The organism is Gordonia bronchialis DSM 43247 (assembly GCF_000024785.1).
Classification (GTDB): Bacteria; Actinomycetota; Actinomycetes; order Mycobacteriales; family Mycobacteriaceae; genus Gordonia; species Gordonia bronchialis.
In genome coordinates, this window is sequence record NC_013441.1 from 2,024,856 (window position 1) to 2,046,065 (window position 21,210).

A 21,210-nucleotide genomic window follows, 5' to 3' on the forward strand; every position below is an offset into this window, starting at 1 on the left:
CGCGGGTGGCAGGCGGTCCCCGCCGCGGCGACCGATAAGGTGGCAGGCGTGAGTGATCGGTTTCTGGTCACCGGCGGTGTCCGGCTGGCGGGTGAGGTCTCGGTGGGTGGCGCCAAGAACAGCGTGCTCAAGCTGATGGCGGCCGCCCTGCTGGCCGAGGGCACAACGGTGCTGACGAATGCCCCGGAGATCGCCGACGTCCCACTGATGGCCGACGTGTTGCGGGGTCTCGGTGCCGTGGTGGCCACCGAGGGTGACACGGTGACGATCACCGCGCCGGCCGAACCCAAATTTCACGCCGACTTCGACGCCGTGCGCCAGTTTCGGGCATCGGTGTGTGTGCTCGGCCCGCTGATGGCCCGCTGCCGACGGGCGGTGGTCGCTCTGCCCGGTGGCGACGCGATCGGCTCACGGCCGCTGGACATGCACCAGTCCGGCCTGCGTGCGCTCGGCGCGCACAGTTCCATCGAGCACGGCTGCGTGGTCGCCGAGGCCGATGCCCTCATCGGCGCGCCCATCGCACTCGAGTTCCCGTCGGTGGGTGCCACCGAGAACATCCTGATGGCCGCGGTGCTCGCCGAAGGTGAGACCACCATCGACAACGCCGCCCGCGAACCGGAGATCGTCGATCTGTGCGAGATGCTGCAGCAGATGGGCGCCCAGATCGATGGTGCGGGCACCTCGACGCTCACCGTGCGCGGGGTCGAGCGGCTGCACCCGACGACCCATCGCGTGGTCGGGGACCGCATCGTGGGGGCCACCTGGGGGATTGCGGCCGCGATGACCCGTGGTGATGTCACAGTGCACGGGGTGCGCCCGGAACATCTGCAGTTGGTGCTGAACAAACTCGTCGATACCGGCGCCCGCGTCGACACTTTCTCCGACGGGTTCCGCGTCCGGCACGACTCCCGGCCGACCGCGGTCAACGTGTCGACCTTGCCGTTCCCCGGGTTCCCGACCGATTTGCAGCCGATGGCGATCGGGCTGGCCGCGATCGCCGAGGGCATGTCGGTGATCACCGAGAACGTCTTCGAGGCCCGGTTCCGGTTCGTCGAGGAGATGGTGCGACTGGGTGCGGACGCCCGTACCGACGGCCACCACGCGGTGATCCGCGGGGTCGAGCGACTCTCGAGTGCACCCGTGTGGTGTTCCGACATCAGGGCGGGAGCGGGGCTGGTGCTGGCCGGCCTGGTCGCCGACGGTGTCACCGAGGTCCACGACGTCGAGCACATCGACCGCGGCTACCCGCATTTCGTGGAGATCCTGCGTGACCTGGGGGCGCAGATCGAACGGGTCGGGGGCTGAGGAACCCGATGGACGGCGAGCACACGCACGCACCCTCCGTCGACATCGCCGCGTGGTCGCGCCGCTTCGATCTGCTCTCCGATCCGCATCGGCTCGAGATCCTGATTGTCCTGCACCGTAGGCCCGGCATCATCGTCGGGGACATCGCCGCCACCGTCGGGCGCACCGAAACCGCGGTGTCACAAGCGCTTCGGGTGCTGCGCCATCAGGGCTGGGTGACCTCCACCCGCGTGGGCCGGTCGGTGAGCTATCGCCTCGACGACGAGACCGTGCACGAACTGCTGCACTGGATGGGCGCCGGCCACTAGGCGTGTGGAAGACACGCCCAGCCAGGGCGACCGAGCCGAGACCGTCGCACCGTCACTGGCCACCGGGTGTGCCCGCGCCCTGTCCACTCGGACAGTATGTTCACGTAAACATCTGAATAAGTGGACAGGTGTCGGGGGCGGTCCTACCGTCTTCTCATGTCCTCGATCTCACCGACCACCACGTCCGTCGCGATGCACATGAGTGACGGCATCATCAATGCGCCGACATCGGCGTTGTTCGGCGTGGTGGCGCTCGCCGGTCTGGCCATCTGCGCCTGGCGCGCCCGCTCCGACCTCGATGAGAAGGCCGTCCCGATGGCCGGTCTGGTGGCGGCATTCATCTTCGCCGTGCAGATGATCAACTTCCCCATCCTGCCCGGGGTGAGCGGTCATCTCCTCGGCGGCGCGCTGGCCGCGATCCTGGTGGGCCCCTACACCGGAGCGCTGTGTATCGCGATCGTTCTCGTCGTCCAGGCGCTTCTGTTCGCCGACGGCGGGGTCACCGCGCTCGGCGCCAACATCACCAACATGGCACTCATCTCCACGTTCGCCGGTTACCTCGTCGCCGTCGTGCTCGTCCGGCTGATCCGGGCCCGTCCGCTGCCGACCGGTGGCCTGGCAGCGATTGCCTTTGTCTCGGCCCTGTGCGGAACAGTCTGTGCGGCCACGGGATTCGTGGTGGAGTACGCACTCGGTGGTGCCGCCACCACGTCGCTGGGAACCGTCGCGGTGTACATGTGGGGCACCCACGTCCTCATCGGCGTGGGGGAGGGCCTGATCACCGCCGTCACCGTCGTTGCGGTCGCGCGGGCCCGTCCCGACCTGGTCTACCTGTTGCGGTTCGCCTCCCGCAGATCCACCACGCCGACGGGAGTCCCGGTATGAGCCACACACGATCGGACGAGGATCAGGCTGCCGCTTCGGCGCCGCGAATCAGGCTGCGCCACTTCCTCATCGGCTTCGCCGTGGTGGCCCTGCTGGTCGCCGGCGTGATCTCCTACTTCGCGAGTTCGGCACCCGACGGGCTGGATTCGGCAACTCAGCGCGGGTGCAAGACGGTGGTGGTGAACGGTGCCGAACAGCTGCGGGGCGACTGCATCGCGCAGCACGCCACCGACCACGCGATGGCGTCGTCTCCGCTGGCCGAGTATTCGGTGCGCGGCCTCGGGGACTCCAACGGTCTCGCGGGGGTGATCGGGGTGCTCGTCACTCTGGCACTGGCGGGTGGCGTGTTCTGGCTCATCGCCCGCAGTCGGCGGTCGCGGGCGCCGGGGATCGACGCCTGACATGGGAGCGGGCCACGCACATCCGCTCTACCTCGAGCACGGCTCGCGCGTGCATCGTGCCCCTGCCGAGGTGAAGCTGGTCTGCCTGGTGGTCTTCGTTTTCGCCGTGGTGGCCACCGGGCGTGAGATGTTCTGGCCCTACCTGTGTTTCGCCCTCATTCTCGTCGTCGTGTGGCGGCTGGGGAACGTACCGCTGCGCTGGATCGCGCCGCGGATGCTCATCGAGGCCCCGTTCGTGGTGCTCGCCGTCCTGCTGCCTTTCACCGAGGGCGGCGAGCGGTTGTCGGTGGCCGGCCTCTCGCTGTCGGTGGCCGGGCTCTATGCCGCTTGGGGCATCGTGATCAAAGGAACGCTGGGAGTGGCGGCTTCGCTGACCTTCGCGGCCACCACACCGGCCCGCGAACTGCCCCGGGCGCTCGGACGGCTCGGTGTCCCGGCGACGATCACCCCGGTGATCGTGATGATGCTGCGCTACATCGATGTCCTCTCCGCCGAGATCCGCCGCCAGCACATCGCACGGCTCGCGCGGGGCGACTCACCACGGATGGCCCATCAGGCGGGTGCGATCGCCAAGGGCGTCGGCTCGCTGTTCCTGCGTTCCTACGAGCGGGGCGAGCGGGTGCACCTGGCGATGATGTCGCGTGGTTTCACCGGCACCATCCCGGAGATGGCTCCGGTGACGACGTCGGTGCGTGCGACGCGGCGACAGTGGGTCATCGTGCTGACGCCCGCGGCGACCGCGGTGGCCGTCGCCGTGACGGCCTGGGGTGTGCGGTGAGGGGAGCGACGAGGAGTGCGATGACCGGATACGCGATCGAGATCGCCGGGCTGGGACACACCTACCCGGATGGTCATGTGGCACTCGACGGGGTGGATCTTGCCGTCCGTCCCGGTGAGCGGGTGGCGCTGCTGGGACCCAACGGCGCGGGGAAGACGACGCTGATGCTGCATCTCAACGGCGTGCTGACGCCGAGTGCGGGGACCGTCGCGATCAACGGGATACGGTTGTCGCGCAAAACGATCCGTGACGTCCGCCAGCAGGTGGGGCTGGTCTTCCAGGATCCCGACGACCAGTTGTTCATGCCGACGCTCATCGAGGACGTCGCCTTCGGGCCGGCCAACTTCGGGGTTCGCGGGGAGCAGCTCGCCGAGCGGGTGGACGCGGCCCTCGACGTCGTGGCGATGACCGAACACGCCCGGCGCAGCCCGCATCACCTGTCCGGCGGGCAGCGTCGCCGGGGCGCGCTTGCGACGGTGTTGGCCTGCCGCCCAGACATTCTCGTGCTGGACGAACCGTCGGCCAATCTCGACCCCGTCGCCCGCCGGGAACTCGCGCAGACCCTGGCCGATCTGCCGCAGACGATGCTGGTGGTCACCCACGACCTGCCCTATGCGGCCCAGCTCTGTGACCGCGCGGTCATCGTCGACGACGGTCACATCGTGGCCGACGGGCCGATCGCCGAGATCCTCTGTGACGCAGAACTGCTCGCTGCGCACCGGCTCGAACTGCCGTGGGGTTTCGACGCCGATGTCCTGCTGGCCGCGCGCACCGGCGCCGACCGCGCTCACACCTGACCGCACGGACGGGTCCGAACCTCTCCGATCGGTCAGGTGCCCACCCGTCCTCCGGCCGGCCCGGCGGGCGGAAGGGACGGTTCGGCGCTCGATCACTTCTGGTCGGCCTGTGACCTGCGTAACGTCGCCAGTGCTTCACCGAAGCCGCCACCATGCTCCATCGAAGACCGCGACACGCAAGCGCCAGCTCGCAGGAGGATAGTCATCATGCAGGTAGACGAACTACTGAAACCGTTCCCCATCAAGGAGTTCCACCCGTTTCCGCGGGCGATGATGGGGCCCGGCGCACACGAGATGATCGGACCCGAGGCACTCAAACTCGGCTTCAAGAAGACACTCATCATGACCACCGGGCTGCGCGGCAGTGACACCGTCCACAAGATCGTCGAGTCGTGCAAGTACCACGGCCTCGACGTGGTGTTGTTCGACCAGGTCGAGTCGAACCCCAAGGACTACAACGTCATGGACGCGGTGTCGATGTACAACGCGGAGAAGTGCGACTCGTTCATCTCGATCGGCGGCGGCTCGGCGCACGACGCCTGTAAGGGCGCGCGCATCTCCGTGGCCCACGACGGCCGGAACATCAACGAGTTCGAGGGATTCAACAAGAGTGAGAACCCCAAGAACCCCCCACACATCGCGGTGTCCACCACCGCGGGTACCGGTTCGGAGACCTCGTGGGCCTACGTCATCACCGACACCACCACCGACCCCGACAAGCCGCACAAGTACGTGGCCTTCGACGACGCGTCGGTCACCACCCTGGCCATCGATGATCCGGTGCTCTACTACGACTGCCCGGTGGCGTTCACCGCACAGTGCGGCTTCGACGTCCTCGCCCACGCCTCCGAGCCGTATGTCTCCCGCCTGAACTTCCCGCCGTCGATGGGCAACGCGCTGCATGCGGTTCGTCTGACCGCACGCCACCTGCGCGAAGCCACCTGGAACCCCACCGAACTTGCCGGCCGCGAAGGCATGATGTACGCGCAATACATTGCCGCGCAAGCCTTCAACTCCGGCGGACTGGGCATCATCCACTCCATCAGCCACGCGGTCTCGGCGTTCTACGACACCCATCACGGTCTGAACAACGCCATCGCCCTGCCACGTGTGTGGGCGTTCAACATGCCGGTGCTCTACGAGCGCTTCGCCGACCTCGCCGAGGCGATGGGTGTCGATACCCACGGCATGACCAAGGTACAGGCCGCTGATCAGGCCCTCAACGCCGCCATCCGTCTGCTGCGCGATGTCGGCATCCCGGAGAAGTTCACCGACGTGACGCAGGATTCGCACATCAAGAACCGGCTGGGAACGGGCCCGACCAAGTTCTACGAGAACCGCAAGGAGATCTCCGGGGCGCCCGAATCCATCGACGCGATCACCAATCACGTCCTCGGCGACGCGTGCACACCGGGCAACCCCAAGGAGTGCACCTTCGAAACCGTCCGTCCGGTCGTCGATCACGCGTTCAACGGTGACCTCGACGACCTGCTGACCTAGTCGTGTGGTGTGGCCGGCGCCGTGCCCCCAAGGCGCCGGCCACACCACGCCCCCCGAGCAGATACGCCCCCGACCAGGAGACACGATGAGCGTGCAGATCATTTCCGATTCGTCCGCAGGATCCGACGAAGAACCGGATTCCACCGCACCGCCCGGTGATTTCGCGGATGTTGCCGATGTGATCGAGAAGTTCGCCGCCGCAGGCTATCTCGCCGATCAGCGATTGGCGACCACGGTCTTCCTTCAGCACCGGTTGGGAAAGCCCATCCTCCTCGAGGGCCCCGCCGGCGTCGGCAAGACCCAACTCGCCAAGACCCTGGCGCAGGTCACCGGACGCGAACTCCTGCGGTTGCAGTGCTACGAGGGCCAGGACGAGACAACGGCACTATACGAGTGGGACTACGGCAAACAGCTGCTCTACACACAGGTGCTGCGGGAGAAGATCAGCCAGGTGGTTGCCGACGCGTCGACGCTGGCCGAGGCCGTGGACCGGATCGGCGCCGAGGAGAGCGTCTTCTTCTCCGAACGTTTCCTCGCCCCGCGCCCACTGCTGGAGGCGGTGCGCTCCGAGCAGCCCGTGGTCCTGCTCGTCGACGAGGTGGACCGTGCCGATGAGGCACTCGAGGCGGTGCTGCTGGAACTGCTGGCCGAATACCAGGTCTCGGTGCCCGAGATCGGGACCTTTGTGGCGACCCATCAGCCGATGATCGTGTTGACCTCCAACAACACTCGCGATCTGTCCGCCGCGCTCAAACGCCGGTGTCTACACCTGTCGCTGGATTATCCCGACTCGCAGCGCGAACTGGAGATCATCAAATCCAAGAACACCGGACTCTCGGAGACGTTGTCGGCCCAGCTCGTCGAGATCGTGCGCGGTCTGCGCGATCTGGATCTGCGCAAGGCGCCGAGCATCTCCGAGGCCATCGACTGGGCGCGCACGCTGGCGGTGCTCGGTGCCGAGGAGTTGACCGCCGAGGTGCTCGCCCAGACGGCCAACGTCGTGGTGAAGTACGACCGCGATCTCGCGCGCGCGGTCGACGCGTTGCCGAAGCTGGTCGATCCGAACGCCGAGGTACCCGAACACCGCCATTCCCATGGACATTCGCATTCGCACGGTCATTCCCACGGCGATCATTCCCACGGCGATCATGATCACGGTCATTCCCACGGCGATCACGACAACAGCGGCCAGGCCAAGCGTGCCGAGAAGGACACTCCGGGGCGCCACGGCGCGGACTACTACGGGTCCCCGGGTGCCAACAGCGACGCCGGCACCCGCACGGTGAGTCCGGGGCAGGGCAGCCGATCGTTCAAGTCTCGTGGTGGCGGCGCCGGCCGACGCCCCTTCTGACGGTCGCAGGAGTCGACGCATGGAAGCCGCCATTCATCGGTTCGTCCGGCTATTGCGGTTGCACGGCATCCGGATCGGTGTCTCCGAGGCGATGGACGCGATGTCTGCCACCGCCACCGCGGAAATCCTCGGCGATCGTGAACTGCTGCGCTCGGCGCTCGAGGTGTGCCTGGTGAAGGACCGCCGCGACGAGGGCACCTTCCACGAGGTATTCGATCGGTTCTTCGCCCTTGCGCCGGTGCTGGACGGCGCCGACGCGCACGGGCATTCGCATACCCACGATGATCTGTCGGACACCGGTGAGCTCACCGAGTACTCGTTGTCCGACGAGATCAGTCAGACACCGCAGCAGGGTCACAGTCACGGCCCGCCGTCGAACCTCAAGGAGTACTTCGATCCCGAGGACCTCGCCGAGCAGTACAACCTCCACCAGGAGGCCAACCGCCTGGACATGGCGTCGCTGACCGACGAGATAGTGCTGTCGGCCGACGAGGTGCCCAATGCCGAGGCCGCCGCACGTGTGCAGTTGACGGTGTCGCGGCTGGCCAATCCCGGCCGTCCCGGGGAACTGGTCACCGACAATCGCACCCAGCTCGACGTGGAACTGTCTGTCGCGCAGGAGATGGCGCTGCTGAACTGGCTCGAGGACCCCGAGTCGGATTCCGGTCCGCAACCCGATGCCGAGGAACTCGCGGCGCTGCGCAGCGCGCTGGCCGGACTGCTCGACGGTCTGCCGGAGAAGTTGCGCGATCACCTCGAGGCGCTGATGGCCACCGACCATCAGATCGAGGAGCGCGAGGTGAAGGCCGAGGTCCGCGACATCATCCACGAGCATGAGCGGGCCGGCCTGGAGGACTCGATCCGTCGGCTCATCCGCAGCCTGCACGGTGCCCCGCGCGCCCGGCGCAAGACGGCGGCGCGTGGCACCGTCGATGCCGCGCGCACCATGCGGGCCAACCTCCGCTACGACGGCGTGCCCTTCCGGCCCGTCACCGTCGCCAAGGTCGAGGACCGGCCGAGCCTGCTCATCCTGGCCGACGTCTCGCTGTCGGTGCGTGCCGCGGCGCGGTTCACGCTGCAGCTGGTGCACGGCCTGCAGTCGATGGTCGCCCACGTGCGGTCGTTCGCCTTCGTCGCCGACCTTGTCGAGATCACCGACCTGTTCGCCGAACATCCGCCGGAGGACGCGTTGTCACTGGTGGTCTCCGGACTGCAGAACGGTGGAGTCCTCGACACCGACGCGGACTCCGATTACGGCGCGGCGCTGGGGAAATTCTTGGAGGAGTTCGGTGGTGCGGTGACGCGCCGCACCACCGTCATCATGCTCGGCGATGGCCGCAACAACGGTCGCGACGCCAACCTGGAGGCGTTCGCCGAGATCACCCGCCGGGCGCGCGAGACCATCTGGATCACACCGGAGGCGAGCTACTCATGGGGTCTGGGCGCCTGCGACCTGCCCGCGTATGCGACCTACTGCGACCGGGTGCACGTGGTGCACAACCTCAGTGAACTCGAGCAGGTCTCGGTCGACGCTTACGGCTCATGAGACGCCGCCGGCGCGCGTAGGATCGGCGAAGACGACGGAACGGGAGAGATGAAGGTCGGTGACACGTGACGCGTGCTGACCTGCGGGTCGCGAAGTTCCACACGCCCGAGATCATCGTCGGCTCCGGCGCACTCGCCGAGATCCCCGGCGCTGCACGCGGTCTGGGGATGAACCGACTGATGATCGTCTCCGACCGGGGCATCGTCGCGACCCCCTGGTACCCCGAACTCGCCGAATCGCTGCGGGCCGAGGGGCTCGGCGTGTCGTCGTTCAGCGGCATCTCGCCCAACCCGCGCGCACCGGAGATCACCGCGGCGTTCGACCACTACGAGTCCCGTCGCTGCGACGGTATCGTCGCGCTGGGCGGCGGGTCGGTCATCGACGCCGCCAAGGGCGTCGCGATCCTGGCCGCCAACGGCGGACACATCCTGCAGTACGAGGGCATCGACAAGGCCGTGATGCCGCTGCCGCCGATGGTCGCCGCGCCGACGACGGCGGGCAGCGGATCGGATGTCTCGCAGTTCTGCATCGTCAACGACGTCGACCGGATGACCAAGGTGACGATCATCGGTCGCGCGTTGGTGCCCGACGTCGCGGTCATCGATCCGCGCACCTTGCGGACGCTGCCGGCCGAGGTCGCCGCACAGTCGGGAATGGATGCGATCACCCACTGCATCGAGGCATATGCATCGGTGGCCCACAGCCGGCTGACCGATGCCGCGGCGTTGTCGGCGATCGCCACCGCCTGGCGGTGTATCGAGCGCTTCGTCGACGATCCCGCCGACCCGGACGCCGGGACCAACATGGCCTACGCGGCGCTGGAGGCCGGGATGGCCTTCACCAACGCGATCCTCGGTGCCACGCACGCGATGAGCCACCCGGTGGGTGGGATGTGCGACGCACCGCACGGCGCGATCAACGCGGTACTGCTGCCGCATGTGATCCGGTTCAACGCCGAGGCCGATCCCACACCGTATGTGCGGTTGGCCGACGCGGTCGGCATCCGGGCGGGTGGTTCTCCGCACGCCGTTGCCGAGCGATTCGCTGATGATGTTGCGCGGCTGGCTGTTTCGGTTGGGCTACCGTCCACGCTGCGGGCGCACGGGGTGTCTGCCGAACACCTCGCGGTGCTCACCGACCATGCGATGGTCGATGCGTGCATGACCACCAATCCGCGCCGGCCGTCGCGCGCGGATGTCACGCGGATGTACCGCGAGGCACTCTGACATGGCCACCCCGACATGACGATCCGCTCCGGGCACACCGCGGGCAACAACCCCGCACAAGACGACCCCGACGGGGCCGGTGGCGGACAGCGCCTCGAATCGCTGCTCGGCCTGCATTCGGTCAAGGGATCGCACTACGCGCAGTTCCGGGGTGTCGAACAGCGACTCACCCGGGTCGTGGAAGCCCTCGACCGCATCTCGCGGGCCCTCGTGCAGACCGCGGAGGGGCCCGAGACCCTGGTCCTGTCGGTGGTGCGGGCCGTCCAGGAGCACCTCGACGCCGAGTGGGTGGTCTTCGCCCTGTGCGACGGCGAACTCGACCGGACCGGCCCGCGTCACCTGATGATCGGCGCCGACGGTACGACCTACGCCTTCGAGGGTGTGCACGTCGCACGCACGCCCAGTCATCTGCCCGACGAGGTGCTCAACCGGCTCAACGACATCCTGCGCAATCAGATGTCGCAGCTGATGCGCCCGGTGGTCGACGATCATCACGTCCATGTCCCGGTCCACCTCGACGGTCGGGTCGTGGGCGGGTTGTCGGCGTGGACCCCCGAGCACAAGGTGGTGGATTCGGCCGATCCGGTGGTCCTGCGCATCCTCGCCCGGCAGGCGGCCGTGGCCCTGCTCAACGCAGCGCTGCTCGAAGAGAGCCGCCACCAGCTGGCCCGGGCCGAGGCAGCCTATGCGAAGGCGACCGAACAGGCCGCCGACCTCGCCGTGCGCAACGCCGAACTCGAGCGGACCCAGCGGGAACTGTCCGCAGTGATGCGGCAGCGGCTGGTGACCGAGGAACGCGAGCGGATCGCGCGCGAACTGCACGACTCGGTCACCCAGTCGGTGCTCTCGGCGGGCGTCCACATCGAGGTGTGCCGCATGGAGTCCGATCCGCGGACCGCCGACCGTCTGGAGGTGGCGGGCCGGCTGACGCGCAACGCGGTCGAGCAGCTGCGTTCGGTGATCTACGCGCTGAATCAGGCACCGTCGGTCGAGGGGCTCAGCCTCGCCGAGGTTCTCGACGAACTGTGCTCCATGCATCTGCCGGACGATCTCGCCACCCGGGTGCGGGTGACCGGACGGATCCGCGATCTTCCCGACGATGTCCAGCACGCGGTGCTGCGCATTGCGGGAGAGGCCCTGTTCAACACGGCCGTCCACGCCGACGCGACCCGCGCACGGGTGAACCTCGCCTATCTCGACGACGCGATCTCGTTGTCCGTCGACGACGACGGTGCCGGCGACCCGGTTCACCTGCGGCGGGTGCTGCGGGCGGCCATGCCGGGCGATCTGGCAGGTCGGCACCGGGGCCTGGCCAACATGTCCGCGCGGGCCGCCGAGCTCGGTGGCGATTTCCGGATTCGTCGATCCCGGCTCGGCGGAGTCCGCATCGTGGTCACCATCCCCACCGGTCCGGAGCGAACCGTGCCGACTCAACGCGGCCCGACCGGCCGCAGAGGAGAGGTCAGCCCATGAACGCGCCTGATGCCGCGACGGCCATCCGCACCATGCTGGTGGACGACCATGCACTGTTACGCGAGGGGATCCGTTCCCTGCTCGACCGAGAGGCCGCGATCTCCGTGGTCGGGGAGGCGGGGTCCTACGACGCCGCGCTGGCCGAGGTGCAACGGTGCCGGCCCGATGTGGTGGTGGTGGATCTGAAGCTCACCGCGGGCACCGAGTACGAGGGGCTGCGGCTGATCACCGAGATCTCCGGACGCCATCCCGGCGTCGCCACCCTGGTGCTCACCACCTTTCTCGATGACGACCTCGTGGTCCGCGCCGTACGGGCGGGCGCGCGCGGCTACGTCGTCAAAGACGTCGACACCACCGAACTCGTCCGGGCGATCCAGGCGGTGTTCGGTGGTGGCAGCGCCTTTGATCCGCGCAGTGCCGCGATCGTCTTGCGCAGTGTCTCCGGCGACGTGGACAAACCGGAGGCGCTGACCGACCGCGAGCGAGAGGTGCTGCGCCTGCTGGCCGACGGGCTGTCCAACAAACGGATCGGGCAGACCCTGTTCATCTCGGAGTCGACCGTGAAGTTTCACATCCGCAACATCATCCGCAAGCTGGGGGTCTCCAAGCGGACCGACGCCGTCTACATCGCGAGCAAACGCGGGCTGATCTGACGCCGGGCCTCACGGCCGCTCAGGGTGGCGTGAGGACGAGCCATCCGCCGTGATCGGTGAAGGTCTCTGCGCCGCCATGGCGAACCTGGGCGGCCCAGCCCGCGAGGTCGTCGACCCGCAACCGGGCCAGATGACCGAAGTGTTCGCTGGGGTGTTCCTCGAAGGGCACCGCCACCACTACTCTTCTGCGCGCGACGCGCAGGGCTTCGCCGAGCGCGTCGAGGACGCCCTGCGGATCCAGATGCTCGAGAAGATGGATGAGGGTCACGGTGTCCGACGAGTCGGTGGCGAACGGTAGGTCGGTGGCATCGCCCACGACGGCATCGACCGGGGTCCCGCGACGGCGGGCGGCGCTACGTAGATGACCGATAGCGCCGGGCGAGATGTCGCAGGCGCTGACCGCGTAGCCGTCTTCGGCGCACTGCAGTGCGAAGAAGCCGAAGCACGACCCGACCTCCAGGACGCTGCGACCGGAGAGCAGAGAGCGTGCCCGACGGTGTATCGGACCGAACGGCGACGTCCCGGCGCGCAACTCGGCGATCGAGTTGTCGTAGAAGGCGGCCCACGACGACGCCTCGGTGCTCGCCGCCGACCGGATCATCCCGACCGCCGCATCCTCGAAGGCGGGTTGTCCGACGATGACGCCGGACTCGATGAGGCCGACGAGACCGGCCACCATCGCCGAATCCGAGATGGACGACCGGTCGAAGGGATGCACGATCTCCACGTCGGTCGCACGCCGGCGCCAGGAGAGCGAGCCGCACCGCTGGAACCCCGCTGGAGGCGAGTCCATGCGCCGCACTGCCACGGTCGTGGACGGGGGACAGATCGCGCCGGTCGTCATCCTTTGACCGTAAAAGCGCTCTGACCAGCGCATAACTGGCCAAGCAGGCAGGAGAACTGTCCAAAAGGACGGTTTGCGGCGCAGATCACACTCATGGGATTTGGCGGTTTCCGGGGAATGCCACGCGCTCGGCGGTGATTGGAACTCTCGTGACCTGCACAAACACTGCCGGCCATGCTCAGTGACCAGGCGATTTGACCCTGACCACCCCACCGCGTAACTTTCTTCAAGTCAGAGCGCCACGGCGCCGCCCCGGACAGTCTCCCGAGAGGGAGCGGACGGGGAGAGGAAACCGGGTTCTGCACTGACCGCCCCCGAGAAATCGATCAGGGAAGCTTCATGCTCACCGATCGCTCTCGGGACTGCCAGACACTCCCGATCGGACCAAGACCGAGAGTTGCGGACTGAGAAGAGAGTCTGGTAACCTGGAAGAGTTGCGCCGGAGACGGAGCAACAACCCCTAAACGAACAAAGCTCGCAGGTGAGCGCCCGAGCAACGGGTAGTGCCGGTGGGTGTGTGTTCTTTGAGAACTCGATAGTGTGACGATGAATTGTTTGATGCCATTTGTTTGGCATTGTGTGTCCAAGTGTTTTTGGATGGATGATGATTTATTTTGTGGCATCTGCTCCGATGGGGTGGGTGTTGCTAGTTTTTGGATTGGTCAGGTTTTTCTTTCCTGATTGTGTTGAAACTTCTGCTGGCTTTTGTGGTTGGTGGGTTTGTTTCGATGTTTTTTCATGGAGAGTTTGATCCTGGCTCAGGACGAACGCTGGCGGCGTGCTTAACACATGCAAGTCGAACGGAAAGGCCCAGCTTGCTGGGTACTCGAGTGGCGAACGGGTGAGTAACACGTGGGTGATCTGCCCCTGACTTTGGGATAAGCCTGGGAAACTGGGTCTAATACCGGATATGACCTTACATCGCATGGTGTTTGGTGGAAAGCTTTTGCGGTTGGGGATGGGCCCGCGGCCTATCAGCTTGTTGGTGGGGTAATGGCCTACCAAGGCGACGACGGGTAGCCGACCTGAGAGGGTGATCGGCCACACTGGGACTGAGACACGGCCCAGACTCCTACGGGAGGCAGCAGTGGGGAATATTGCACAATGGGCGCAAGCCTGATGCAGCGACGCCGCGTGAGGGATGACGGCCTTCGGGTTGTAAACCTCTTTCACCAGGGACGAAGCGTGAGTGACGGTACCTGGAGAAGAAGCACCGGCCAACTACGTGCCAGCAGCCGCGGTAATACGTAGGGTGCGAGCGTTGTCCGGAATTACTGGGCGTAAAGAGCTCGTAGGCGGTTTGTCGCGTCGTCTGTGAAATTCTGCAGCTTAACTGTAGGCGTGCAGGCGATACGGGCAGACTTGAGTACTACAGGGGAGACTGGAATTCCTGGTGTAGCGGTGAAATGCGCAGATATCAGGAGGAACACCGGTGGCGAAGGCGGGTCTCTGGGTAGTAACTGACGCTGAGGAGCGAAAGCGTGGGTAGCGAACAGGATTAGATACCCTGGTAGTCCACGCCGTAAACGGTGGGTACTAGGTGTGGGGCTCATTTCACGAGTTCCGTGCCGTAGCTAACGCATTAAGTACCCCGCCTGGGGAGTACGGCCGCAAGGCTAAAACTCAAAGGAATTGACGGGGGCCCGCACAAGCGGCGGAGCATGTGGATTAATTCGATGCAACGCGAAGAACCTTACCTGGGTTTGACATACACCAGACGCGGCTAGAGATAGTCGTTCCCTTGTGGTTGGTGTACAGGTGGTGCATGGCTGTCGTCAGCTCGTGTCGTGAGATGTTGGGTTAAGTCCCGCAACGAGCGCAACCCTTGTCCTGTATTGCCAGCGGGTTATGCCGGGGACTTGCAGGAGACTGCCGGGGTCAACTCGGAGGAAGGTGGGGATGACGTCAAGTCATCATGCCCCTTATGTCCAGGGCTTCACACATGCTACAATGGCCGGTACAGAGGGCTGCGATACCGTGAGGTGGAGCGAATCCCTTAAAGCCGGTCTCAGTTCGGATCGGGGTCTGCAACTCGACCCCGTGAAGTCGGAGTCGCTAGTAATCGCAGATCAGCAACGCTGCGGTGAATACGTTCCCGGGCCTTGTACACACCGCCCGTCACGTCATGAAAGTCGGTAACACCCGAAGCCGGTGGCCTAACCCCTTGTGGGAGGGAGCTGTCGAAGGTGGGATCGGCGATTGGGACGAAGTCGTAACAAGGTAGCCGTACCGGAAGGTGCGGCTGGATCACCTCCTTTCTAAGGAGCATTATGCATGGGGGTTTCGGCCTTCATGGAGTCCTGTTTGTGGCCGAGTGTGCTGCACGGGGAGCTCAAGGGTGAAACATCAGACGGGTCGTGTTCGGTGGGGTGTTATGCCTGCCGGTATCGATCATTGTTGGCTGTGAGGCCGGCGTGTTCATCGCACACTATCGGGGTTCTGAGGGAACACGCGGTGTTTCTTCTGGGCTGGTCATTGCGCTGCTCTGTTGATGCGTCCTGTGGTGGGGTGTGGAGGGGTGTGTGGGTGGCTGGTGTGTGTTGTTTGAGAAGTGCATAGTGGATGCGAGCATCTTTATTTCTCGTGATTTCGAGAGATAGCAAAATGTTTTGATTTTTTGGTGATGTCTACATTTGGTCCTCAGCTGTGTGTTGGGGGTTTTGTGTAGGTGTTGTTGTAAGTGTTTTAGGGCGTTCGGTGGATGCCTTGGTACCAGGAGCCGATGAAGGACGTGGTAGGCCGCGATAGTCCTCGGGGAGTTGTCAAACGAGCTGTGATCCGAGGGTGTCCGAATGGGGAAACCCAGCACGAGTGATGTCGTGTTACCACCCAGTGAATGTATAGCTGGTGTGGGGGGAACGTGGGGAAGTGAAACATCTCAGTACCCATAGGAAGAGAAAACAATTGTGATTCCGTGAGTAGTGGCGAGCGAAAGCGGAGGAGGCTAAACCATGCGCATGTGAGACCGGGTAGGGGTTGTGTGTGTGGGGTTGTGGGGTTCATCTTCTTCCATCTGCCTGTGGAAGCGTGAGTGAGAAAATCGTGTGTTAGGTGAAGTGGCCTGGAATGGTCTGCCGTAGACGGTGAGAGTCCGGTAGCTGAAAGCATGCGGTCTTGCGTGATGTTCTCCCAAGTAGCAGCGGGCTCGTGGAATCTGCTGTGAATCTGCCGGGACCACCCGGTAAGCCTGAATACTTCCTGGTGACCGATAGCGGACTAGTACCGTGAGGGAAAGGTGAAAAGTACCCCGGGAGGGGAGTGAAATAGTACCTGAAACCGGACGCTTACAATCCGTCAGAGCCTGTGCAGTCTTTGGTGGCTGGTGGGTGATGGCGTGCCTTTTGAAGAATGAGCCTGCGAGTTAGTGCTCGGTGGCGAGGTTAACCCGTGTGGGGTAGCCGTAGCGAAAGCGAGTCTGAATAGGGCGTTGAGTCGCTGGGTCTAGACCCGAAGCGGAGTGATCTACCCATGGCCAGGGTGAAGCGTCGGTAAGACGTCGTGGAGGCCCGAACCCACTTCAGTTGAAAATGGAGGGGATGAGTTGTGGGTAGGGGTGAAAGGCCAATCAAACTCCGTGATAGCTGGTTCTCCCCGAAATGCATTTAGGTGCAGCGTTGCGTGTTTCTTGCCGGAGGTAGAGCTACTGGATGGCCGATGGGCCCTACTAGGTTACTGACGTCAGCCAAACTCCGAATGCCGGTAAGTGAGAGCGTGGCAGTGAGACTGCGGGCGATAAGGTTCGTAGTCGAGAGGGAAACAGCCCAGATCGCCGGCTAAGGCCCCTAAGCGTGTACTAAGTGGAAAAGGATGTGGGGTCGCGAAGACAACCAGGAGGTTGGCTTAGAAGCAGCCACCCTTGAAAGAGTGCGTAATAGCTCACTGGTCAAGTGATCCTGCGCCGACAATGTAGCGGGGCTCAAGTACACCGCCGAAGCCGCGGCACTCACATAAGCCCGCCCATGATCTACGGGTTGTGGGCTAGGTGTGTGGGTGGGTAGGGGAGCGTCCTGCATCCGTGGAAGCGCCCGTGTGAACGAGGTGTGGAGGGTGTGGGAGTGAGAATGCAGGCATGAGTAGCGAAAGCAGAGTGAGAAACTCTGCCGCCGAATGACCAAGGGTTCCTGGGCCAGGCTAATCCGCCCAGGGTGAGTCGGGACCTAAGGCGAGGCCGACAGGCGTAGTCGATGGACAACGGGTTGATATTCCCGTACCCGTGTATCCGCGCCCATGCTGAATCAGTTGTACTAACCACCCAAAACCGGATGGATCACCTTCGGGTGACCGGATGGGGCTGCGTGGGACCTCGGCTGGTAGTAGGCAAGCGATGGGGTGACGCAGGAAGGTAGTGGGGCCAGTGAGTGGTTGTACTGGTGTAAGCCTGTAGGGCGTTGTGTAGGTAAATCCGCACAGCATGAAGCCTGAGAGGTGATGCGTAGCCGTTGCGGCGAATTCCATGATCCTATGCTGCCGAGAAAAGCCTCTAGTGAGTTGGTACACGGCCCGTACCCCAAACCAACACAGGTGGTCAGGTAGAGAATACTAAGGCGATCGAGAGAACTGTGGTTAAGGAACTCGGCAAAATGCCCCCGTAACTTCGGGAGAAGGGGGACCCATTCTGGTGACGGCCCTTGCGGTCTGAGCTGGTGTGGGTCGCAGAGACCAGAGAGAAGCGACTGTTTACTAAAAACACAGGTCCGTGCGAAGTCGTAAGACGATGTATACGGACTGACGCCTGCCCGGTGCTGGAAGGTTAAGAGGACCGGTTAGTGCCCTTCGGGGTGCGAAGCTGAGAATTTAAGCCCCAGTAAACGGCGGTGGTAACTATAACCATCCTAAGGTAGCGAAATTCCTTGTCGGGTAAGTTCCGACCTGCACGAATGGCGTAACGACTTCTCTGCTGTCTCAACCACAGACTCGGCGAAATTGCAGTACGAGTAAAGATGCTCGTTACGCGCGGCAGGACGAAAAGACCCCGGGACCTTCACTATAGCTTGGTATTGGTGTTCGGTTCGGTTTGTGTAGGATAGGTGGGAGACTGTGAAGTGGGCACGCCAGTGTTCATGGAGTCGTTGTTGAAATACCACTCTGATCGTATTGGACTTCTAACCTCGGACCCTGATCGGGTTCAGGGACAGTGCCTGGTGGGTAGTTTAACTGGGGCGGTTGCCTCCTAAAATGTAACGGAGGCGCCCAAAGGTTCCCTCAGCCTGGTTGGCAATCAGGTGTTGAGTGTAAGTGCACAAGGGAGCTTGACTGTGAGACGTACATGTCGAGCAGGGACGAAAGTCGGGACTAGTGATCCGGCACCGGCAAGTGGAAGCGGTGTCGCTCAACGGATAAAAGGTACCCCGGGGATAACAGGCTGATCTTCCCCAAGAGTCCATATCGACGGGATGGTTTGGCACCTCGATGTCGGCTCGTCGCATCCTGGGGCTGGAGTAGGTCCCAAGGGTTGGGCTGTTCGCCCATTAAAGCGGCACGCGAGCTGGGTTTAGAACGTCGTGAGACAGTTCGGTCTCTATCCGCCGCGCGCGTTAGAAACTTGAGGAAACCTGTCCCTAGTACGAGAGGACCGGGACGGACGAACCTCTGGTGTGCCAGTTGTCCCGCCAGGGGCACTGCTGGTTAGCTACGTTCGGAAGGGATAACCGCTGAAAGCATCTAAGCGGGAAGCCTGTTCCAAGATGAGGTTTCTCACCACCTTGAGTGGTTAAGGCCCCCTACAGACCATGGGGTTGATAGGCCAGAACTGTACGCCTAGTAATAGGTTCAGGTGACTGGTACTAATCGGCCGAGGACTTACCACAACACTTTTTACACCAAGTGTTCGCATCCACTATGTACTTCTGAAATTGCACGCACCCCCACCCCCTAAGCGATGTGCTGGTGGGTGGGAGCGGGATAATTTCACAGAGTTACGGCGGCCATAGCGGAGGGGAAACGCCCGGTCCCATTCCGAACCCGGAAGCTAAGCCCTCCAGCGCCAATGGTACTGCACCCTAATCAGTGTGGGAGAGTAGGACACCGCCGAACACAACTTGAGAACTGTGGCCCCCGAAGGCAATTCGGGGGCCACAGTCGTTTCTGGAGCTTCTTGCTTCGCGCATTCCTCGAGCCGCGTCTCTACTGCGGGGAGGACGGTACAACGATCATCGGAATGGCGAGGACGCGCAGCATCTTCGCGGCCGTCGTGCCGAGGAAGATGCGTCGCGGCGCGGCCAGCCGGCTCGACCCGACCACGATCACGTCGTCGTCGTTCCATTCCAGTTCGACGATCGCGTTCTCGATGCTGTCTCCCTGGATGACCGCGGATGTGACGGTCGACGCGGTGCCGGCGAGACGTTCGGAGATCTCTGCCGTCTTGCGTTCGATGTGCCCGCGTGCGTGTTGGATCGCGGCGTCGACACTGGTGCCACGATGGTGGTCCATGTCGTCGAGTGCCACCAGTGAGACCAGGCGCAGGGGCACCGCACCGGCCCGGGCGAACCCGATGACCGTGTCGACGAGATGCTCGGCTCCCGGCCGCATCCCCAGTGCAGCGCTGATGCGTGCGATGTGGCTCGGCCCGGTGTGACTGAAGCCCAAGGGTGCCAAGGCAACCGGAACCGGCGAGGAGTGCAGGACATCGTTGACGACGGTGCCCAGGGTGTGGCGGCCGACGATGCCGCCGCCCGAGCCGCCGGTGACCAGCACATCAGCACCGACCTCTTCGGCCCGCTCGATGAGACCGCCCGCCGGATTCGGGTGGACGACGATGGTCGTCGTCGGCGAGAGGTCAGCGGGCACCGCCGCGGCGGCGTCGTCGAGCCAACCGCGCGCCGCGGTCTCCAGCGTGTCGGCCAGACGTTCCACCTGGGCGCTCGGATCGGGCGGCTCCGGGGGCAATACCACGCAGATCTCGAGTTCGGCGTCGTCGAAGGTGCGCGCCAGTGTGGTACCGAGTGCGACCGCATCCCGTCCACCCGCGGTGGCGATGTATGCGACGACGATCTTCATCGGTGTCTCCGTCCTTCTCGGTGGGCCCGGTGTCCACCCCGACGTTAGTCCACACCGCTTCATGGCCACTGCCGTTGGTGATCCTCCCCAGACGGCAGTTCACGCCGAGCTGACCCGGGCGAGGACATCGAACTCCAGTCCATCGGCGGCGGCGAGGTAGATGTCCTGGCGCAGGTGACGGTCGGCGAAGGACACCTCGCCACGCGGACTGACATAGGTGAACGGATCGGCAGCTGTCCGATTGAGGTCGCCGGCTGTCGGTGAGCCGGACCGGCGCACCAGCTCGGCCAGCAGATGCAGTCCCTCGTAACAGGATTCGCCCGGGGATGTCAGTGGTGGCGCGCACGGACCGAACCGTCTGACGTAGCGCCCCTCGAATTCGAGGCTGCAGGCAGTGGCGAGCGATTCGAAGTAGCCCGAAACCGAATAGAGGCCACCTGATGCTGCGGCCCCGGTCGCGAGCAACATGTTCTCGTCCATCAGCGGGCTCAGCCGCACGCACTGCCCGGCGAGACCGCGACGGGCGAACGAACGGTTGAATCGGACGGCGTCGTCGCCGAGCAGCAGCAGCAGCACCCCCGTCGCGTCGGCGTTCTCGAGCGCGTCGAGGGCTGCACCGAAGTCGGTGGTGCCCAGGGGATAAAAGGTCGTCGCCGTCACCCGGGCGGGATGCTCGTCGGCCAGTGCTGCGATGACACCGGCGGCCGTCGCGCGTGGCCACACGTAGTCGCTGCCCACGATCATCCAGCGATGTACACCGAGTTCGGCGGCCATCCAGTCCATGGCGGGTAACAGCTGCGAGTCGGGTACCTCGCCGGTCATGAAGGTACCGTCGGACGCCTCGCCACCCTCGTACACCGCTGTGTACACATACGGGCACCGGCCGTCGAGCGTGGTCACCAGTCGCCTGCGGACCGCCGAGGTGTGCCATCCGACCACGGCCTCGGGCCGCGCGGCACCGACGTCGCCGGCCACCGCTTCGGGGGACCGGCCGCCGTCGACGGTGACCACGGCCAGTTCGCGCCCGAGAATGCCGCCGCCGTCGTTGATCTCCTCTACGGCCAGCTGCGCACTCGCCGCGCACGACGGTCCGAAGATGCCCGACGGGCCGCTCTGCGGGATGACGAGTGCGAGTTTCATTGTCTGC

Annotated in this window: 15 protein-coding genes and 3 rRNA genes; 15 read left to right on the plus strand and 3 right to left on the minus strand. The window is 64.5% G+C overall.

Features of this window, described 5'->3' with window-relative positions; translation table 11 throughout:
• The first annotated feature begins 48 nt into the window (after positions 1-48).
• The 12 genes from murA (at position 49) to GBRO_RS09540 (ending at position 12,223) form a co-directional block, all read left to right on the plus strand.
• Entirely contained in the window at positions 49-1,305 is a 1,257-nt protein-coding gene (gene murA / locus GBRO_RS09485) for a UDP-N-acetylglucosamine 1-carboxyvinyltransferase (protein ID WP_012833737.1), read from the plus strand.
• Positions 1,306-1,313: 8 nt separating this feature from the next.
• Positions 1,314-1,613, plus strand: a complete 300-nt coding sequence (locus GBRO_RS09490) for an ArsR/SmtB family transcription factor (RefSeq protein ID WP_012833738.1) — start codon at positions 1,314-1,316, stop codon at positions 1,611-1,613.
• 156 nt (positions 1,614-1,769) lie between these two features.
• Positions 1,770-2,498: an energy-coupling factor ABC transporter permease gene (locus GBRO_RS09495; RefSeq protein WP_012833739.1), complete on the plus strand. Its 729-nt coding sequence runs from the start codon at positions 1,770-1,772 to the stop codon at positions 2,496-2,498.
• A complete protein-coding gene (locus GBRO_RS09500) occupies positions 2,495-2,899 on the plus strand; it encodes a PDGLE domain-containing protein (protein ID WP_012833740.1) in 405 nt (134 codons plus the stop codon). The genes GBRO_RS09495 and GBRO_RS09500 overlap by 4 nt, the downstream gene beginning before the upstream one ends.
• Before the next feature lies 1 nt (position 2,900).
• Complete coding sequence (gene cbiQ, locus GBRO_RS09505) at positions 2,901-3,677, plus strand: cobalt ECF transporter T component CbiQ (RefSeq protein WP_012833741.1); 777 nt, start codon at positions 2,901-2,903, stop codon at positions 3,675-3,677.
• A 20-nt stretch (positions 3,678-3,697) separates the two neighbouring features.
• Positions 3,698-4,474, plus strand: a complete 777-nt coding sequence (locus GBRO_RS09510; RefSeq protein ID WP_012833742.1) for an energy-coupling factor ABC transporter ATP-binding protein — start codon at positions 3,698-3,700, stop codon at positions 4,472-4,474.
• A gap of 207 nt (positions 4,475-4,681) precedes the next feature.
• Positions 4,682-5,974: an NDMA-dependent methanol dehydrogenase gene (mdo, locus tag GBRO_RS09515; RefSeq protein WP_012833743.1), complete on the plus strand. Its 1,293-nt coding sequence runs from the start codon at positions 4,682-4,684 to the stop codon at positions 5,972-5,974.
• Positions 5,975-6,059: 85 nt separating this feature from the next.
• Positions 6,060-7,325 carry an AAA family ATPase gene (locus GBRO_RS09520; RefSeq protein WP_012833744.1) on the plus strand — a complete coding sequence of 422 codons (1,266 nt, stop codon included), beginning with the start codon at positions 6,060-6,062 and terminating at the stop codon, positions 7,323-7,325.
• A gap of 19 nt (positions 7,326-7,344) precedes the next feature.
• Positions 7,345-8,871 (plus strand): VWA domain-containing protein, encoded by a 1,527-nt coding sequence (locus GBRO_RS09525; RefSeq protein WP_012833745.1) that lies wholly within the window; start codon positions 7,345-7,347, stop codon positions 8,869-8,871.
• A 65-nt stretch (positions 8,872-8,936) separates the two neighbouring features.
• Positions 8,937-10,097 carry an iron-containing alcohol dehydrogenase gene (locus tag GBRO_RS09530; RefSeq protein ID WP_012833746.1) on the plus strand — a complete coding sequence of 387 codons (1,161 nt, stop codon included), beginning with the start codon at positions 8,937-8,939 and terminating at the stop codon, positions 10,095-10,097.
• 15 nt (positions 10,098-10,112) lie between these two features.
• Positions 10,113-11,570 carry a MadS family sensor histidine kinase gene (locus GBRO_RS09535; RefSeq protein WP_012833747.1) on the plus strand — a complete coding sequence of 486 codons (1,458 nt, stop codon included), beginning with the start codon at positions 10,113-10,115 and terminating at the stop codon, positions 11,568-11,570.
• The gene (locus tag GBRO_RS09540; protein WP_012833748.1) at positions 11,567-12,223 is read left to right on the plus strand and encodes a MadR family response regulator transcription factor; all 657 of its coding nucleotides are present in this window, start codon (positions 11,567-11,569) and stop codon (positions 12,221-12,223) included. Before GBRO_RS09535 ends, GBRO_RS09540 begins: the two co-directional genes overlap by 4 nt.
• Before the next feature lie 19 nt (positions 12,224-12,242).
• Here the strand turns inward: GBRO_RS09540 and mftM are convergent, their stop codons facing one another.
• Entirely contained in the window at positions 12,243-13,067 is an 825-nt protein-coding gene (mftM, locus tag GBRO_RS09545) for a mycofactocin oligosaccharide methyltransferase MftM (RefSeq protein ID WP_012833749.1), read from the minus strand.
• Between the two features lie 735 nt (positions 13,068-13,802).
• Between mftM and GBRO_RS09550 the strand changes: the two genes are divergently transcribed.
• The 3 genes from GBRO_RS09550 (at position 13,803) to rrf (ending at position 19,100) form a co-directional block, all read left to right on the plus strand.
• A 16S ribosomal RNA gene (locus tag GBRO_RS09550) occupies positions 13,803-15,325 on the plus strand.
• A 416-nt stretch (positions 15,326-15,741) separates the two neighbouring features.
• Positions 15,742-18,874: ribosomal RNA gene (locus tag GBRO_RS09555) — 23S ribosomal RNA — on the plus strand.
• 109 nt (positions 18,875-18,983) lie between these two features.
• Positions 18,984-19,100: ribosomal RNA gene (gene rrf, locus GBRO_RS09560) — 5S ribosomal RNA — on the plus strand.
• Together the 16S, 23S and 5S rRNA genes form the textbook arrangement of a ribosomal RNA operon.
• 90 nt (positions 19,101-19,190) lie before the next feature.
• Here the strand turns inward: rrf and GBRO_RS09565 are convergent.
• A complete protein-coding gene (locus GBRO_RS09565) occupies positions 19,191-20,063 on the minus strand; it encodes a universal stress protein (protein ID WP_012833750.1) in 873 nt (290 codons plus the stop codon).
• A 99-nt stretch (positions 20,064-20,162) separates the two neighbouring features.
• On the minus strand, positions 20,163-21,203 hold the full coding sequence (locus GBRO_RS09570) for a substrate-binding domain-containing protein (RefSeq protein ID WP_012833751.1): 1,041 nt from the start codon (positions 21,201-21,203) through the stop codon (positions 20,163-20,165).
• Positions 21,204-21,210 lie beyond the last annotated feature (7 nt).

What these genes read in the sequence shown, in the direction of transcription:
- GBRO_RS09490 (WP_012833738.1), top strand. Translation starts at nt 1,314, where the DNA reads ATGGACGGCGAGCACACGCACGCACCCTCCGTCGACATCGCCGCGTGG.
- GBRO_RS09495 (WP_012833739.1), top strand. Translation starts at nt 1,770, where the DNA reads ATGTCCTCGATCTCACCGACCACCACGTCCGTCGCGATGCACATGAGT.
- GBRO_RS09500 (WP_012833740.1), top strand. Translation starts at nt 2,495, where the DNA reads ATGAGCCACACACGATCGGACGAGGATCAGGCTGCCGCTTCGGCGCCG.
- cbiQ (WP_012833741.1), top strand. Translation starts at nt 2,901, where the DNA reads ATGGGAGCGGGCCACGCACATCCGCTCTACCTCGAGCACGGCTCGCGC.
- GBRO_RS09510 (WP_012833742.1), top strand. Translation starts at nt 3,698, where the DNA reads ATGACCGGATACGCGATCGAGATCGCCGGGCTGGGACACACCTACCCG.
- mdo (WP_012833743.1), top strand. Translation starts at nt 4,682, where the DNA reads ATGCAGGTAGACGAACTACTGAAACCGTTCCCCATCAAGGAGTTCCAC.
- GBRO_RS09520 (WP_012833744.1), top strand. Translation starts at nt 6,060, where the DNA reads ATGAGCGTGCAGATCATTTCCGATTCGTCCGCAGGATCCGACGAAGAA.
- GBRO_RS09525 (WP_012833745.1), top strand. Translation starts at nt 7,345, where the DNA reads ATGGAAGCCGCCATTCATCGGTTCGTCCGGCTATTGCGGTTGCACGGC.
- GBRO_RS09535 (WP_012833747.1), top strand. Translation starts at nt 10,113, where the DNA reads ATGACGATCCGCTCCGGGCACACCGCGGGCAACAACCCCGCACAAGAC.
- GBRO_RS09540 (WP_012833748.1), top strand. Translation starts at nt 11,567, where the DNA reads ATGAACGCGCCTGATGCCGCGACGGCCATCCGCACCATGCTGGTGGAC.
- mftM (WP_012833749.1), bottom strand. Translation starts at nt 13,067, where the DNA reads ATGACGACCGGCGCGATCTGTCCCCCGTCCACGACCGTGGCAGTGCGG.
- GBRO_RS09565 (WP_012833750.1), bottom strand. Translation starts at nt 20,063, where the DNA reads ATGAAGATCGTCGTCGCATACATCGCCACCGCGGGTGGACGGGATGCG.
- GBRO_RS09570 (WP_012833751.1), bottom strand. Translation starts at nt 21,203, where the DNA reads ATGAAACTCGCACTCGTCATCCCGCAGAGCGGCCCGTCGGGCATCTTC.